Annotated in this window: 11 protein-coding genes; 5 read left to right on the top strand and 6 right to left on the bottom strand. The window is 71.9% G+C overall.

From position 1 onward, the window contains the following. The coding region (locus ABEA87_RS23610; RefSeq protein WP_345632930.1) for a sensor histidine kinase at positions 1-1,285 on the bottom strand (1,285 nt) is incomplete at its 3' end. 276 nt (positions 1,286-1,561) lie between these two features. On the opposite strand from ABEA87_RS23610, the gene ABEA87_RS23615 reads away from it, so the two are divergent. Further along, positions 1,562-3,760: an FUSC family protein gene (locus tag ABEA87_RS23615; RefSeq protein WP_345632933.1), complete on the top strand. Its 2,199-nt coding sequence runs from the start codon at positions 1,562-1,564 to the stop codon at positions 3,758-3,760. A 195-nt stretch (positions 3,761-3,955) separates the two neighbouring features. Here the strand turns inward: ABEA87_RS23615 and ABEA87_RS23620 are convergent, their stop codons facing one another. Then, positions 3,956-5,320: an FtsX-like permease family protein gene (locus ABEA87_RS23620; RefSeq protein WP_345632934.1), complete on the bottom strand. Its 1,365-nt coding sequence runs from the start codon at positions 5,318-5,320 to the stop codon at positions 3,956-3,958. 3 nt (positions 5,321-5,323) lie between these two features. Next, entirely contained in the window at positions 5,324-6,112 is a 789-nt protein-coding gene (locus ABEA87_RS23625; protein WP_345632936.1) for an ABC transporter ATP-binding protein, read from the bottom strand. 182 nt (positions 6,113-6,294) lie between these two features. Here ABEA87_RS23625 and ABEA87_RS23630 point away from each other — a divergent pair, with 182 nt between their 5' ends. Together ABEA87_RS23630 and ABEA87_RS23635 are read left to right on the top strand one after the other, a co-directional pair. Further along, the gene (locus tag ABEA87_RS23630) at positions 6,295-7,569 is read left to right on the top strand and encodes a sensor histidine kinase (protein ID WP_345632938.1); all 1,275 of its coding nucleotides are present in this window, start codon (positions 6,295-6,297) and stop codon (positions 7,567-7,569) included. Continuing rightward, positions 7,521-8,165, top strand: a complete 645-nt coding sequence (locus ABEA87_RS23635; RefSeq protein WP_345632940.1) for a response regulator transcription factor — start codon at positions 7,521-7,523, stop codon at positions 8,163-8,165. The genes ABEA87_RS23630 and ABEA87_RS23635 overlap by 49 nt, the downstream gene beginning before the upstream one ends. Positions 8,166-8,304: 139 nt before the next feature. Here ABEA87_RS23635 and ABEA87_RS23640 read toward each other — a convergent pair whose 3' ends face one another. After that, entirely contained in the window at positions 8,305-9,450 is a 1,146-nt protein-coding gene (locus ABEA87_RS23640) for a cellulose binding domain-containing protein (protein ID WP_345632942.1), read from the bottom strand. 346 nt (positions 9,451-9,796) lie between these two features. Between ABEA87_RS23640 and ABEA87_RS23645 the strand changes: the two genes are divergently transcribed. Continuing rightward, on the top strand, positions 9,797-11,899 hold the full coding sequence (locus tag ABEA87_RS23645; RefSeq protein ID WP_345632944.1) for a glycosyl hydrolase family 28-related protein: 2,103 nt from the start codon (positions 9,797-9,799) through the stop codon (positions 11,897-11,899). 53 nt (positions 11,900-11,952) lie between these two features. On the opposite strand, the gene ABEA87_RS23650 is transcribed toward ABEA87_RS23645, so the two are convergent. Together ABEA87_RS23650 and ABEA87_RS23655 are read right to left on the bottom strand one after the other, a co-directional pair. Continuing rightward, positions 11,953-13,101, bottom strand: a complete 1,149-nt coding sequence (locus tag ABEA87_RS23650) for an amidohydrolase family protein (RefSeq protein ID WP_345632945.1) — start codon at positions 13,099-13,101, stop codon at positions 11,953-11,955. Beyond that, positions 13,101-14,714, bottom strand: a complete 1,614-nt coding sequence (locus ABEA87_RS23655; protein ID WP_345632947.1) for an APC family permease — start codon at positions 14,712-14,714, stop codon at positions 13,101-13,103. The genes ABEA87_RS23650 and ABEA87_RS23655 overlap by 1 nt, the downstream gene beginning before the upstream one ends. A 67-nt stretch (positions 14,715-14,781) precedes the next feature. On the opposite strand from ABEA87_RS23655, the gene ABEA87_RS23660 reads away from it, so the two are divergent. Beyond that, the gene (locus tag ABEA87_RS23660; RefSeq protein ID WP_345632949.1) at positions 14,782-16,158 is read left to right on the top strand and encodes a glutamine synthetase family protein; all 1,377 of its coding nucleotides are present in this window, start codon (positions 14,782-14,784) and stop codon (positions 16,156-16,158) included. The last annotated feature ends 28 nt before the right edge of the window (positions 16,159-16,186 follow it).

Genomic DNA, 16,186 nt, shown 5'->3' on the forward strand with positions numbered 1-16,186 from the left:
GAAGCGCCGGCCGCGCGGCGGCGGGCAGCCGCACCCGTTCCGCGGCGCCCGGCGCGGTGGCCGGCAACCTTGCCGCGACCCGGAAGCCGGCCGGGGTGGGGCCGGCCTCGGCCCACCCGCCGCACTCCTCGGCGCGCCACCGGATCCCGTCCAGCCCGTGCCCACCGGCACCCGGCCCACCAGCACCGGGCCCGCCAGCACCGGGCCCGCCAGCACCGGGCCCGGCCGTTCCCGGGCCGTCGTCGCCCGCACCCGGCCCGTCGTCGGTCACCGTGATGTCGAGGTGCTCCCCCCAGCCGAGGCGCACCTCGACCGAGCCGGCCCGGGCGTGGCGCAGCGCGTTGGTCAGCGCCTCCTGCACGATGCGGTACGCGGCCACCTCGGCATTCACCGCGAGCGGCCGGGTGCGCCCCTCGACCCGCAGCTCGACGCGCAGGCCGGCGCGGCGGGCCTGGTCGACGAGCGACGGGATCGCCGCCACGGTCGGCGACGGGACCCGGGGCGGGCGTTCCCGTGGCCCCCGTTCGACCTTCAGCACTCCGAGCGTGTCCGACAGCTGGGCCATCGCCGCCCGCCCGGCCTCGGCGATGATGTCGAACGTGCGCGCGGCCCGCTCCGGGTCTGTGGCGACCACCACCGGCCCGGCCTCGGCCTGCACGACCATCACGCTGACCGCGTGCGCGAGCACGTCGTGCATGTCGCGGGCGATGCGGTTGCGCTCCTCCGCCGCCGCCCGCGCGGCGTCCGCCTCCCGCCCGCGCTCCAGCTCGACGGCCCGGTCCGCGAGCGCCTCCCGCCGGGCCCGCTCGGTGCGGGCGAGGGAACCGAGCAGGTAGCCGGTCAGCGGCAGCAGCAGGGTGAACATGAACTCCGGCGCCGAGTTGTGCTTGACCAGCAGCATGGCCGGCGGGAAAGTGACCAGGATCGTCCCCAGGATGAACCGTCGCCGCCACGGCCGGCCCAGGTCGGCGACGGTGTAGACGGCGACCAGCCCGCCATACTGGAGCATCTGGCCCGGTCGGCCGTAGAGCGAGACCAGCGAGGCGAAGACGAACACGACAACGGCGACGCCGAACGGCCACCGCCGCCGCCAGACCAGCGGCACCACCGTGCCGGCGTTCAGAAAGCCGCCCGCGACGGTCACCAGTGACGGCGGATCGGTCAGGAAGGGTACCGACAGCGGTACGGCGACGGCGACCGCCAGCGCGGCATCCACCAGGTACGCGTTGGTCGCGCGCAGCCGCACGGAGGCGGCCGTCGCCCAGTGGAGGGACGAAACGGACATGACGCCAGTCTAGCCGGCACCGGGTACCGCGACGGGAACGCGCGGCGATGATCGTCCACAGTAGACAGAAGCCACCGGCGGGCGCGCCGTGAGGTCGGGCTGTCTCCAGCGGGCATCCGGAGGCACCTGTCCGGCTGCTCATCCGTAAGACGCCACACCGCGCCTGCGGCTAGATTGGCGACATGGGCCGCCCATCCTGGCCGCGCGGCCGCGCCGCACGCCGCTGACGGCGTCGGCGTCCCTTGACCAAGCGTGGGCGGATCGGGGGAGCCACACGTGATCGGCGCGGGCCTCCTGGAACGGCTGCGCCGCCGGGACCCGGGATACCGGATCTCGCTGCGGGCCCTCCGCCTGACCATCACCGCCCTGCCCCCCTATTACATCTGCCTGTACGCCATCCACAACCAGGTGCTCGCCACCTACGTCATCTTCGGAGTGATCGCCGCCGGCATCTTCATCCAGCTGCCGGGCCCGGCCCCCCAACGGTCGCGGATCCTGCTCGCGGCGACACCCGTGACCTGCGCCCTCGTCGCCCTGGGAACGCTGCTCAACGTGAACCTCTGGGCCGCGGTGCCCGGCGTGCTCGTCATCGGGTTCGCGGTGGCCTTCTTCAGCGCCACCGGACCACGCCTGCTGGGACTCGCGAACGGCCTGCAACTGTTCTTCATCGTCGCCAACTTTCCCCCGCACCACCTCACCGGGCTGCCGTCCCGGCTGATCGGGGCGGCCATCGGGATGGCGCTCACCGCCGCCGCGGAGGTGCTGCTGTGGCCGGATCCGGCACCCGTGTCGTACGGGCAACGCGTCGCGGCGGCCGCGGAGGCCCTCGCCGACCTGGTCGAGCGGTCCTCGGCGGTGGTGGCCGGCGGCCGGACCGGAGACGGAGACGGCGACGGGGTCGCCGAGTCGCAGCGCCGGGCCACCGAGGCCATCCGGGCCACCCGGGTGCCCGGAACGCCGTGGAGCGAACGACCCCTCTCCGCCGGCCGGCGGGACCGCGCGCTGCGCGACTGCGCGTGGACCATCTGGGAGGTCGCCGGGCTGCTGCGCCGGTTCCTGGCCCGGCCCGCGGTCCAGTCGCGCCACGACGCCGAGGCGGCCGGGCTGCTGCGCCGATCCGCAACGGCGCTGCGCGCGGCCGGCAACGCCCTGCGATCCGGCGAATTGAACGTCGGTAACCCGCCCAACGAGGCGGATCCGGCGTTCGATCCGCCAGCCGCGGACAGAGCGCGGCCGGACGAGGTCGACCGGCTCCGGCTGCTGCTGGGCCTGCAGGCCATCGTCCAGCACGTCGACTTCCTGACCGTCGCCGCGCGCGTCGCGCTGCGGGGCCCGACCCTGCGGGCGGACAAGGGGGCGCCGGCCGAGTCGGGATCGCTCTGGTACGCGGAGTGCGGCGACTTCTACCTGTTCCTCCGGCAGTTGCGGGAAAACCTGAACCCACGGTCCGCCTACTTCCAGAGCGCCCTGCGGCTGGCCGTGGCTCTGGCCGCGGCGAGGGCCCTCACCGGGGTGCTGGACCTGTCGCACGGGTTCTGGGTGCTGCTGGCCACCCTCACGGTGATGCGGACCTCCGCCCTCAACACCCGGACCACCCTGTTCCACTCCGTCGCCGGCGCGGTGATCGGTGCGGTCGCGACCGGCCTGTTGCTCCAGTTCGCTCCCGGCCCGGTGCCATACGCCCTGTTCCTGCTGGTCACCTCGCTGCTGGCGTTCGGGGTCGCGTCGCTGCCGGGCAGGATCGGGCCCCAGGCCGCCCTGACGGCCATGGTGACGGTGGTCTTCGCCCAACTCGCGCCGGCCGACTGGCACCTGGCCGGTGCCCGGATCCTGGACGTCGTGGCCGGCGGGGCCGTCGGTATCGCCGCCGGCCTGCTGATGTGGCCCAAGGGCGCCGGTGGTGAGCTGCGCCAGCGGACCTCGGCGTACCTGAGGGCCAATGCCGATCTGATCGAGAAAACCGTCGCGGTGCTGACCGGTCGGGGATCGTCTCGGGACCGGCCGGACGCGATACTCGCGCCGCCACATCGCGAGTTCATCCTCTGCGAGGCGTCGACCTGCCAGTACTACGGGGAGCGGCCGGACCCACGGTTCGAGATGGTGTACTGGGAGGCGTACCTCGTGGTGGGCAACCATGTCCTGCACGGGTCCGAATTCCTGCTGCGTCGCAACTCCGTGGCGGCGCTGTCCGAGTGGCCGGAGGCCACGGACGCGCTGAACGATGTCGCGCGGCACCTGCGGCGCGCATACCTCGACCTCGCGCGGAGGCTGCCGGCGGGCCGGGTCGACCAGAGCGAGGTCATACCTATGGACGGCGCGGGGATCGGTGACCGGTTGGCGGCCATCGCCACGGCGAGCAACGGCGCGGACGGCGAGCGCCTCATGGAGGTGGCCAACTGGCTCGCCAGCGTCAGCGAGAACCTCGATTGGCTGCAGACGCCGTCGAGCCGGCCGGAGCAGCCGTTGCGGGCCTGATGACGGCCGCCCCGCCCCCGCCCGCCGCGAGGCGGACCGGGGCAGGGCGGACCGGGGCAGGGCGGACCGGGGCAGGGCGGACCGGGGCAGGGCGGACCGGGGCAGGGCGGGCCGGGGAGCGAGACGGGCCGAGAAGCGAGACGGGCAGGGGCCAGGCGGGGTCGAGGGGTCGGGCGGGTCGGGCGGGCCGTCGGATCAGGCGTCCACGGCGACCGCGTCCAGCGCCGGCCTCTCGATCGCCCGACCGCCGGCGCCGAGGGTGGCGACAAAGGTCAGCACCACCGCGGTGGCCGCGACGGCAAGGTACGTGGCCCACCCGGCATCGGGAACGACCCGGTGCGCCAGGGCGATGCTGTACGGAACCACCCCCGCCAGCGCCGCCACGGTGCCGAAGACCAGGCCGGTGACCACCGTGACCACGGTCTCCAGGCTCAGCATGCGCAGCACCTGCCCGGGCGTGGACCCGATCAGCCGCTGCTGGCCGAACTCCCGGCGGCGATGGACGGTGGTCGCGATGGCGAGGTTGATCAGGACCACCGCGGCGAACACCGCGATCATGCCGACGATGATGAGGTTGAGAGTCTCCACGGCCTTCTCGTCGGCGGACTGCGCGGCGTGGCCGGCGGCGAGCGCGCGGTTCTGGACCCGCTGCAGGTACAGCGACCCGGCGGCCAGCCCGATGAACAGGATGACCGGCATCAGCACGCCGGCCGCCTGGCTGGTCCGCTGCCGCACGTTGAGGTCGGCGAGGTGGCCGCTCACGCCGCCGAACGCCCGGACAACCGGCCCGATCACCGCGGTCACCAGGCGCAGCAGCACGGGAGAGAACAGCGCGAGCGCGATGGCGCTGTGAATGCACGCTTCGCCGGCCACCGCCTCGGTGACGAAGCCCTGGTCGTGCAGGACCGTGGCGGTCAGCACCGCGCAGTCCACGCCGGCGAACGCGAAGATGGCGCCGGCGATGGCTCGCTTCCTGCCCAGTCCGCGCCGCTCGACCGTGGCCGACGTGACGGCCTGCCTGGTGCGCAGCGCGGCGGCGCGGCGGGCCGTGACGAACGCGGCGATGCCCGCGGCGGCGAACGTGTCGCCCAGCCCCAGGCCCAGCGCCAGGACGCCGAAGTGGTACCCGGTGGCGTGGCCGATCTGGTGGCTGGACACCAGCGCGGCCACCAGGGCCCGCCCGGCGAAGAAGGCGACCGGGATGGCGATGACGGCGGCGACCACCGAGACGACGGCCGCCTCCCCCACGATCATCCGGCCGATCTGGGCGGGCGTGGCACCGGCCGACTTCAGCAGGCCGATCTCGGTGCCGCGCTGGCGTACCGAGAGGTTCAGGGTGGCGGCCACGCCGAAGGCGACGATGAGCGCACCCCATCCGCCGATGACGTACCCCATCGTGGTCAGCGTTTCGTGGTCGGCGGCCGGCACTCCGGCTTCGCCCGCAGTGTCGAACAGCGAGGCGAACGCCATCAGGACGACGGCGCCGAGGAACACGTTGATGAAGCTGGCCGCGAATCCGCCGACGCGGTACCGCAGCGAACGCAGCGCGAGGGAGAACATGGCTCAGGAGTCCCTTCCCGCGCGCCGACCGGCGACCTCGTCCCCGAGCTGGGTCATCCGCTCGGCGACCACGGCCGCGGTCGGGTCGGCCAACCGCCCGACGATGCGCCCGTCGGCGAGGAACAGCACCGAGTCGGCGTACGAGGCGGCCACCGGATCGTGGGTCACCATCACCACCGTCTGGCCGAACACCCGTACCGACTCCTCCAGCAGCGCGAGGATGTCGCGGGCGGCCCGTGTGTCCAGCGCACCGGTCGGCTCATCCGCGAAGATCAGGGTCGGATTCGACACGAGTGCCCGCGCCACGGCCACCCGCTGCTGCTCGCCGCCGGACAGCTCACCGGGCCGGTGGTCGCGGCGGTGGTCGAGCCCCACCCGGGTCAGCACGTCCGCGCAGCGCCGCTTGTCCACCCGCACCCCGGCCAGCCGCGAGGGTAGCGCGACGTTCTGCCGTACGGTCAGCGCGGGCATCAGGTTGAACTGCTGGAAGATGAACCCGATCCGCCCGCGGCGGAACCTCGTCACCTCGGTCTCGCTGCCGTAGCGCAGCGGGACACCGCCGATGAAGACCTGCCCCTCCCCCGGCTGGTCGAGCCCGGACGCGCAGTGCAGCAGCGTGCTCTTACCGGACCCGGACGGCCCCATGATCGCGGTGAAGGTCGCCGGGGCCAGCGTCAGGCTCACGCCGTTCAGCGCGGCGACCGCCGAGCCGCCGGTACCGTACCTCTTGGTGACCGAGACCAGTCTCAGTGCCTCGGCCCCGGGCTCGTGGATGGTGTCAGCTCGGCTCATCTCGCCTCTCCTCGCAAGTCGGTCGGGATCGACTGCGAGCATGCGCGCCGGCTGGGTGCGGACACACGGGTAGAAATACCCGAGGCGATGGTGGTCATAGCACCACTGGCTCGACGGCCAGGATCGACCAGAATGGAGTGACTGACGGACACCGACGGCGTGTGGGCCACGGGGAGGCTTCGATGGACAGGGGCATCCGGGAGCGGCTGCGCGTCATCGCGCGAAGCTGCCTGCGCGGGCTGGCCATCGCGGTGGCGGCGCACGTGGCGCTCGCGCTGGTCATCGTGACCTTCCTGTCGATCGTCTTCCTGCCGTTCGGCATCGGGGTCCTGACCCTGCCCGTCGCCGCTGCCGGCCTGCGCCGGGTGACCGGGCTGCAGCGTCGCTGGGCCCGGGACTGGTCGGGCGTGACGATCCTTAGCCCGTACCGTGAGCCCCCGCCGGAGCGCCCGGAGTTGGCCGGCACGCTCGGTGGCCGGCTGCGCCGGTGCCGGTGGCTGCTCACGGACCCGGCCACCTGGCGGGACCTGCTGTGGGGGTTCGCCGGCCTGCCCGTCGGCGCCGCCCTCGGTACGCTGCCGGCCAGTCTGATCCTGCACGGGGTGGGTGGCATCCTGGTCGCGCCGTTCCTCTGGCTGCTGCTGCCGGGCCACTCGATCTTCTGGGCGCTGTCGATACCGGCGGGCGTGGTGTTCCTGCCGATCGGGCTGATCGCCGGACCGCACCTCCTGCGCGGCCACGCCCTGTTCAGCGCGTCGCTGCTCGGGCCCGGCCGGCGAGCCATGGCGGTCAGGGTGACCGAGTTGTCCGAGTCCCGCACGCAGGTGGTGGACTCGTCCGCCGCCGAGCTGCGCCGCATCGAGCGGGACCTGCACGACGGGGCGCAGGCGCGCCTGGTCGCGCTCGGCATGAACATCGGGCTGGCCGAGCAGCTGTTCGCCAGCGACCCGCGGACCGCGCTGACGCTGCTGGCCGAGGCCCGCGAGTCCAGCGGCCAGGCGCTGTCCGAGCTGCGCGACCTGGTACGCGGCATCCACCCGCCGGTGCTGGCCGAGCGCGGGCTCGACGGCGCGGTACGCGCGCTGGCGCTGACCCTGTCGCTCCCGGTGGACCTGGACATCCGCCTGCCCGGGCGGGCACCCGCCCCGGTGGAGTCGGCCGCCTACTTCGCGGTGGCCGAGGCGTTGACCAACGTGGTCAAGCACAGCCTCGCCACCCAGGCGTGGATGCGGCTGGCCCATGAGCACGGTACGTTGACGGCGATCGTGCGGGACAACGGCGTGGGTGGTGCCGGCGTGACGGCCGGCGGTGGGCTGGACGGCATCCGGCGGCGCCTGGCGGCGTTCGACGGCACGCTCACCGTGTCCAGTCCGCCCTCCGGGCCGACCGAGCTGACCATGGAGCTGCCGTGCGCGTTGTCATCGGTGAGGATCTCGCCCTCCTCCGGGACGGACTGATCCGGCTGCTCACCGCGTACGGCATGGAGGTCGTGGCGGCCGTGGACAACGGCCCGGCGCTGCGCGCCGCGCTGATCGACGAGCACCCCGACGTGGCGGTGGTGGACGTGCGGCTGCCACCGACCTTCACCGACGAGGGGCTGCGGGCCGCGATCGAGGCCCGCGAACGCATCCCCGGACTGCCGCTGCTCATCCTGTCCCAGCACGTCGAGCAGCTCTACGCCCGCGAGCTGCTGTCCGGGGGCGGCGGCGGCATCGGCTACCTGCTCAAGGACCGGATATCCGACGTCACCCGGTTCGTCGAGGCGGTGCGGAGCGTCGCGGGTGGCGGCACCGCGATGGACCCGGAGGTGGTGGCCCAGCTGCTGTCGCGCAGGGTGCACAACGAGCCGCTGGGGCGGCTGACCCAGCGGGAGCGGGAGGTACTGGGGCTGATGGCCGAGGGGCGCACGAACGCCGGCATCGCCAGCCGGCTCGTGGTCACCGAGAAGGCGGTCGCCAAGCACATCAACAACATCTTCGCGAAGCTGGACCTGCAGCCCGATGAGGACGACAACCGCCGCGTGCTGGCGGTGCTGACCTACCTGGACGCGTGACGCGGGCGGCGAGCGGGAAGGGCGGCGAGCGGGAAGGGCGGCGAGCGGGAAGGGCGGGCGCCCGCCCGGTTGGTCCGGTGCGGGCGCCCGTCGCCGTTGCTTCGCTCCCGTTCGGCTCGAGGTGATCAGCTCGAGGTGATCAGCTCGAGGTGATCGAAAAGCTGTTGCAGACGAAGTTGGACTGGCCTGCGGTACCGCTCAGCTCAAAGCCGAACTGGACGTCGCCCACCGTCACGTCGCCCCACCAGGCCTGGGTGCGCAGCCAGTTCAGGACCGCCAGGACGTCGATCGTGGCGGAGTTGGTGGCGCTGGTCCGCAGGAACGAGTAGACCGCGTTGCTGCCGTTCGAACCCCGGTACACGTTCCAGGTGCTGCCGCCCACGTTGACGTTGCTGGCGCTGGGTACCGCGCCGTTGCTGTCGTAGGACTCCGCGATCGGGCCCACCGCGCCCTTCTGGTTGGCCCAGATCATGACCTCGTAGGCGTTGTTGTTGGCCCAGATGTCGTACGCGGTCTCGTAGTCGCCGTCGCTGGGCACGCTGACGTTGAACGAACTGCTCACCGAGTGCAGCGAGGACAGCGTGCGGTTGAGCGTCTTGCCGGTGTGCGGGTAGGACTTCACCCCGCTGGTACGCGGCTGGTTGGACACGACGCCCCAGTTGGTGCCGGTACGCGCCCAGATCGTCTGCGAGCCCGCGCCGCCGCCCCACACGTCGTTGTTCAGCGTGTAGCCGTTGTTCGTCCAGGAGTCGAACGCCCCGGTGGCCACCCAGGCCGCGTCGGACGGGACGCCGCCGCCCGGCGGCTGGGTCGGGCCCGTGGTCGGGCCGGCGGTGGTCCGCGACGGCGTGGGCGACGGCCCGGTGCTGCCGGTGACGCTGCCCGTGCACGCGGTGCCGTTGAGCGTGAAGCTGGTCGGCACCGGGTTGCTGCCGGTCCACGTGCCGTTGAAGCCGAACGAGGCGGTCGCGTTGGTCGCCACGGACCCGTTGTAGCCGACGTTCTTGGCCGTCACCTGCGAGCCGCTCTGGGTGACGGTGGCGTTCCACGCCTGGGTCACCTGCTGGCCCGCCGGATACGACCAGACCAGGGTCCATGAGGTGATGGGGTCGCCCAGATTCTTGATGGTGAGGTTGGCCCCGAAGCCGCCGGGCCACTGGCCGCTGACCGCGTAGGTGACGCTGCAGCCGCTCGCCGCCGACGCGGGAGTCGCCAGAACCAATCCCCCGAGCGCGGCCAGCAGGGCCGCCATGCCCATCGACAGGGCAAGAGTACGCCTTCTCATGACCGTCCGATCCTCCACGAGTCGATCCCAGGGCATCACCGATGGTCGCGGACCGGCGACAAACGCCCATTTATGTTTGTCGTATCGACAAACATAAATCACGATCAAAGTGTGGTCAACTCGCCCGGGCCGGGCACGGGGTACGCGAGGCGGCCGACGTTCAACTGATCAAGAATCGCCAAGGCCGGGCGTCTGACCCGGTGAACCACCGACCTGCGCCTTGCCGCCACCGTGATCAAGTGTACAGATCAGGCGATTGAAACCTGTCGAGCCCTTCGTTAGCGTGCCCGGACCCAGCATTCATCGGATCAGCGCTCCACGCCCGCTCGAGACATGAGGCAGGTCGATGACGAAGAAGCACCTCCTGGCCGTAACCGCCGCACTGCTCCTCGCGGTACCCCTCGCCTCGGCGGGCATGCCCGAGCGGCACGCGTCAGCGGCCACCGCCCAACCGGCGGCCACCTCGGGGTGGACGCCGCCCTCCGGGTGGTCCACGATTGCCGCCGAGCGCACCTTCCCCGACGACCTCGGCGGCATGGTCAACGTCAAGGACTTCCACGCGGTGGGCGACGGGTCGACCGACGACACCACCGCCATCCAGAACGCGATCACCGCCACCGTTCACCAGGTGAGCGGCGGTCCGCGCATCCTCTATTTCCCCAGCGGCACCTACCTCATCTCCAAGCCCCTGCTCTGGAAGGACGCCAAGGGCAACTGGGCCTCCCAGCTGACCCTCCAGGGCGAAAACCAGGGAACGACCTCCATCAAGTTGACCCCGGACGCTGCCGGCTACGGCAGCGCGGCCACGCCGAAAGCGATGATCGAAACGGGCTCGCTTCCGGCCGACCCCGCCCATCCGGTCGCCGACGGCAGCGGCAATGAGGCCTTCGACAACTTCATCTTCGACCTGACCATCGACGTGGGCGCCAAGCACCCCGGCGCGACCGCTCTCGACTACCTCGGCAACAACTACTGCGGCCTGCGCAACGTCACGCTGCGGTCCAGCGATCCCAGCCACGTCGGCGCGGTCGGCCTGGACCTGACCCGCGACTCCAACGGGCCATGCCTGATGAAGAACGTCATCATCGACGGCTTCGCCTACGGCATCAAGGCGGCGAACGCCCAGTACTCGACGACGTTCCAGAACCTGGAGTTGGAGAACCAGACGACGGTCGGCATCAGCAACACCGACAACGTGCTGAACATCGAGAACCTCACCTCCAGCGACACGGTCCCGGTCATCCAGAACTCCGGCAGCTTCGCGTCGAACCTCTTCGGCCTGGTGACCCTCGTCGACGCGCACCTCACCGGCGGAAAGGCCGGCGTCTCCGCCATCCAGAACTCCCAGACGCTGTACGCCCGCGGCGTTGACGCCACCACCAGCGCGTACCGGTCCGTGATTCAGGACGCGAGTGGCAGTCCCGTCGCCGGCCTGTCGGTCGCGGAGTACGACTCCGGGCCACCGTTCACCCAGTTCGGCGGGGGCACCGCGTCGCTCGGCCTGCCCGTCGCGGACTCACCGGAGTTCCAGGAGTCGGACAAGACCAAGTGGGCGAACGTCGTCACGTTCGGCGCGGACAAGACCGGTAAGACAGACAGCTCCGCCGCGGTGAACTGTGCCATCGCCTCCGGCGCCACCACCATCTACTTCCCCACCGGCACGTACCTCATCGACTCCACCATCGTCGTCAACAAGAACGTGCGCGAGATCGAGGGTTTCTCCTCGAATCTGCTGCCCGGTCCCTCGTTCCAGGGCACCACGGTCAACCCCATGCTGCTGTTCGAGAACACGGCCAGCGTGAGCCTGGACCACTTCCGCTTCGGCAATCCCAACAACACCAGCATCTACTTCACCGGCCTGCGGTACCTGGAGGACGAGTCGGCGAGCCCGGTCACCATCGAGGACTCGGTCTTCAACCGACTGAAGACCGACACCGGGTCGGTGTACAAGAACGGGATCAACGGCACCGGTGACCTGTTCATCAACGACGTCGACGGGGCCAACTGGGAGATCCTGCACAAGCAGAACGTCTACGCCCGGCAACTGGACACCGAGGGCATCACCAGAAAGGTACTGAACCAGGGCGGCAACCTGTGGGTCCTCGGGTACAAGCTGGAGAAGGCGGGAGACGCCGCGCACGTCGCGGCCGGAATCGACACCGAGTTGGGCGGCCAGACCGAGGTGCTCGGTGGGCTCGTGTATCCGGTGGACAAGATGCCCGTCAACCAGGCCGCGTTCGTCGTCAACAACTCCAGGGCGTCCTTCATCTACGCGGTGACCAACTACCTGACGCTGTCGACGAATCCGTCCACACCGGACGGTAACTTCAAGACCCAGGTCGAGGAGGTGCAGGCGGGCGTGGTACGCAACCTGTCGTCGGCGGACGTGGCGACGAAGTCCAAGCGCGGCCTCGGCGTGATGATGCCCCTCTACACCAGCCAACCCTGAGGCGCTCGAGTGAGGCGTCCCGGCCGGGAACCCACCGGCCGGGACGCCGCGCGTCAGGAGTCGGGGTGCGGCAGCCGGTAGACGCGACGCGCGTTGTCGCCGCCGATCATCGTGGCGATCCGGCCGGCGTCGTGTTCGCTCCAGGCGTCGTCGACCAGTCCCTCGGACAGCAGATCGGACAGCGCGCGCCGGAACAGCACGGCGCCGAGGTAGTACAGCTCGGGCAGCGCGAAGGCGTCCGACGCGTACAGCAGCTTGCCGAACGGGGCCAGCTCCAGGGCCTCCTCCAGCAACGCACCCGCCCGCCGGCCGACGTTGTGCAGGGCCAGGCTCACGTCCAGGTAGACGTGCGAGAAGACCTGGGCCAGGTAACCCGCGTGGCGGTGGTACGGGTAGTTGTGCAGGAGCAGCACCGGCACCCCGGCCGCCTCGGTGTCCCGCAGCAGATCCGTGAGCAGCAGCGGATCGCACCGGTGCAGGTGTACGTCGCGGTCGCCGAGGCCGCTGTGGATCTGCACCGGCAGACCCAGGTCCAGCGCGGTGTAGATGAGAAAGCGGTGCAGCACCTCGTCCGCCAGCCGCACCGGTGCGCCCGGCCGCAATCCACGTAGCCAACGGCCGGCTGCCGCGACGACCTCCGGATCGGTGGGGCGCCGCCCGGCCAGTTCCAGGCCGACGCGGTACGCGGCGATCGACTTGGCCCCCACCGCGTGCCGGGACCGCTCGGCCAGGGCGGCACGCACCGCGTCGGGGAATCCCGCGGCCGTGCCGCCCGCCGCGGCGATCCCCTCGGCGACGGGCTCCAGCCGGACGATCTCGTAGGCCGGGGCACCGGCCGCCACGCCGAGTTCGGCCGGGGACAGCAGCGGCAGCGGGGTGAAGCCGGTGTCCACGGCCAGCGCGCCCAGGCGGGAGGCGCGCAGCATGCGCCCGGTGACCTCGGCGTGGCCCAGCTCCGCCCGCCGGCTCAGGTACTCCTCGGCCTCGGCGTGCCTCGGCAGGTCGAGCAGCGGGGCGCACCAGCGCCGCAGGGCCAGACCGAGCTGCGAATCGAGCAGGGACCCGCCGGGATGCGGCCGATCGCCCTCGGTGAGCAGCCCCTCGAACTCCTCGCGCGTCAGGTCGGCGGGCACCACACCGTGGCAGTGGTGGTCGAACAGCGACAGTCCCGCCACGGCGGGCAGCAATTCCGTGCGCGGCATCAGTCGCTCGCGGCCACACCACCGCCGGCCACACCACCGCCCGCCGCGGGCTGCCCGGCGTCGTCGGCGTCGTCGGTGTCTCGTTGGGTGAACAGGCGTGGTGGGTCGCCCGGCCGCCCCTCGGGCGGGGCGAGGCCGTCCGCGGTCAACCGAGCGCCGAGCCGGCGGGCCATCCCCGGCAGGGCCAGCACCGCGAGCACCGCGACGAGCAGCCAGATCCCGCCGACGACCGGGAACCACCGGGCCGGACCGCTGGCGGGGTACGGAATGACGTTGCGGTACAGGGTGTAGCCGAGGACCGCGAGCGCGGCCAGCGGGATGATCACCTGCCAGCCGGGCACCCGCATCAGCCGCCGCACGAACAGCAGCCAGATCGCGCCGAGGGTGGTCAGCACGTACACCACCAACACCATCAGCGTGCCGATCGTCCCCGACCAAGCGAAGGTGTCCGTCGGCTTGGCGGAGAAGAACGCGACACACACTCCGATGATCGCCGCCATCGCGACCACGATGATGGCGGCGGAGGTCGCGGGCGTGCCGTTGCCGGACACCTCCCCGATGCCCCGCCGGCCCGCCGTGTCCCGAGCCAGCGCGTACAGCAGCCGGGACCCGCCGACCACGCACGCCAGGCAGCAGCCGAACGCGCTGACCGCCGCGCCGACCGTGATGACATCGCCGACCCAGGCCCCGACATAGGTGCTGCCCAGATCGCCCAGCAGCGACGGGGAACTGGTGAACCGGGCCACGCCGGACTGGTCGGCGCCGAACCCCATCACCTCGACCGCGGTCACCACCACGAAGTACACGCCGCCGAAGATGGCGGTGCCCAGGATCGCGCGCGGGATGTCCCGGCGCGGATGGGCGGCCTCCTCGCCCAGCGTCGCGGCGGCCTCGAAGCCGGCGAAGGACAGGAACCCGAAGACCGCGCCGAGGAACACCGCGGAGCCGCCGGTACCCGGGGGCACGGTGAACACGCTCAGCGTGGCGTGCCGGTCCCCGGGCGCGGTACCGGACAGCAGCCGGACCAGCACCACCACGGTGACCACCAGGATCAGCGCGACCGTCAGCCCCTCGACGGTCAGCAGCACGCTGGTGCCCCGCTTGGCGGGCATGACGGTCAGCAGCCAGGCCAGCGCCAGCGCGACGAAGGCGAGCACGAACGGCCCCCAGGTCGGCGGGTGCGGCCACACGTCGATCTTCTGCAGGAAGGCGGTGCCGAAGATGCCGGCCGCCGACGAGGTGACCACGCCGTAGAAGGTGTACGTGCCGAGCAGGCCCCAGCCGGCCACCACGCCGGCGCGGGCGCCCAGCGTGGCACCGACGAACGCGTAGACCGAGCCGGCATGCTGGAAGTGCTGGCAGAGCCGGACGAAGACGTACGCGACCAGCAGCACGCCGACCGCCGAGAGCAGGAAGGCCAGCGGTACCGCCCGTCCCACGCTGGACGCGGTCGCCTGGGGGTTGATGTTCGCCGCCATGCTCGGCGCCATCAGGGCCACGGACAGCCCGACCGCCTGCCAGACGCTCAGGGAGCGGCGCAGGCCAACCGGTCGGGTGGTGGGATCGGACACGGCGTCCGCAGCGGGGACACCGGGATTCGAGGGCACGGCCACGGCTACTCCATTCGCCAGATGGTGACCTTAATATAGGTTCGTGAATGCGCCCCGGGAACCAACCGCGATGACAGAGTTCGATCGTTCCCGAAGGGCCGACCAGGCCCGCGACGTCGCCGCCGTCCTCACCGAACAGGGCGTGGTCGGGATCGCCGTGACTTGGGTGGACACCAGCGGCATCGCCAGGGTCAAGGCGGTACCGGTGGCCCGGCTGCCGCACGCCGCCGCCTGGGGCATCGGCGCCTCACCGGTCTTCGACATCTTCCTGCACGACGACTCGCTGGTGCGCGGGCGCTTCGCCGGCGGCCCCGTCGGCGATCTGCGGCTGTATCCGGATCTGGACCGGCTGACCCGGTTCGCGGTCGCGCACGGCTGGGCCTGGGCGCCGGCGGACCGGTACGACCAGGACGGGGCGGTGCACCCGCTGGACGCGCGCGGGCTGGCCCGGCGCGAGGTCGAGCGGCTGGCCGCACAGGCCCTGTCGGTCCGGGCCGCCATCGAGGTGGAGTGGTGCGTGTCCAGCGGTACCGGCGACGAGTTCATACCGGCCGGGGCGGGCCCGGCGTACGGGATGGCCCGGCTGAGCGCGCTGCCAGACTACCTGCGCGACGTGCTGGCCGCGCTGGCCACCGCCGGCCTGGTCGTCGAGCAGATCCATCCGGAGTACGCGGCGGGCCAGTACGAGGTGTCGGTCGCCGCCGAGGATCCGGTCGGCGCCGCCGACTCCTCCGTGCTGGTACGCGAGGTCATCCGCGCGCTGTCCGCCCGTCACGGGCTGCGGGCCACCTTCGCGCCCAAGGTGCTCGCCGGCGGGGTCGGCAACGGCGGGCACGTGCATCTCAGCCTGTGGCGGGACGGCACCAACCTGATGTCCGGCGGCGACCGGGCGTACGGGCTGACCGGCATCGGGGAGAGCTTCATCGGGGGCATCCTGACCCGGCTGCCGGCGCTGCTGGCCATCGGCGCCCCGTCTGCGGGCAGCTACCTGCGACTGGTGCCGTCGCACTGGGCGGGCGCGTTCGCCTGCTGGGGTCGGGAAAACCGGGAGGCGGCCGTGCGCCTGGTCACCGGTTCGGTGGGCGAGCGGGCCACCGCCGCCAACGTCGAGGTCAAGTGCTTCGACCTGGCCGCCAACCCGTACCTGTTGATGGCCGCCCTGCTGGCCGCCGGCCGGGCCGGCATCGCCGAGGAGCTGCGCCTACCCGACCCGGTCGAGGTCGACCCCGCCGGGCTCGACGAGGCGGACCGCGCCGCGCGGGGCATCGCGCCGCTGCCCGGCACGTTGTCGCGGGCGGTCGAGGCGTTCGAGTCCGATCCGGTGCTCGCCGAGGCGCTCGGCCCGCAGCTCATCGACACGGTGGCGGTGGTGCGCCGCGGCGAACTGGCCCTCTTCGAGGGGGCCACCGACGAGGACATCGTCGAGCGGACCCGCTGGCGCTACTGACCCGCTGGCGCTGCTAAACCGTCGGCGC

The sequence above is a fragment of the Rugosimonospora acidiphila genome (genome assembly GCF_039543385.1).
Classification (GTDB): Bacteria; Actinomycetota; Actinomycetes; order Mycobacteriales; family Micromonosporaceae; genus Rugosimonospora; species Rugosimonospora acidiphila.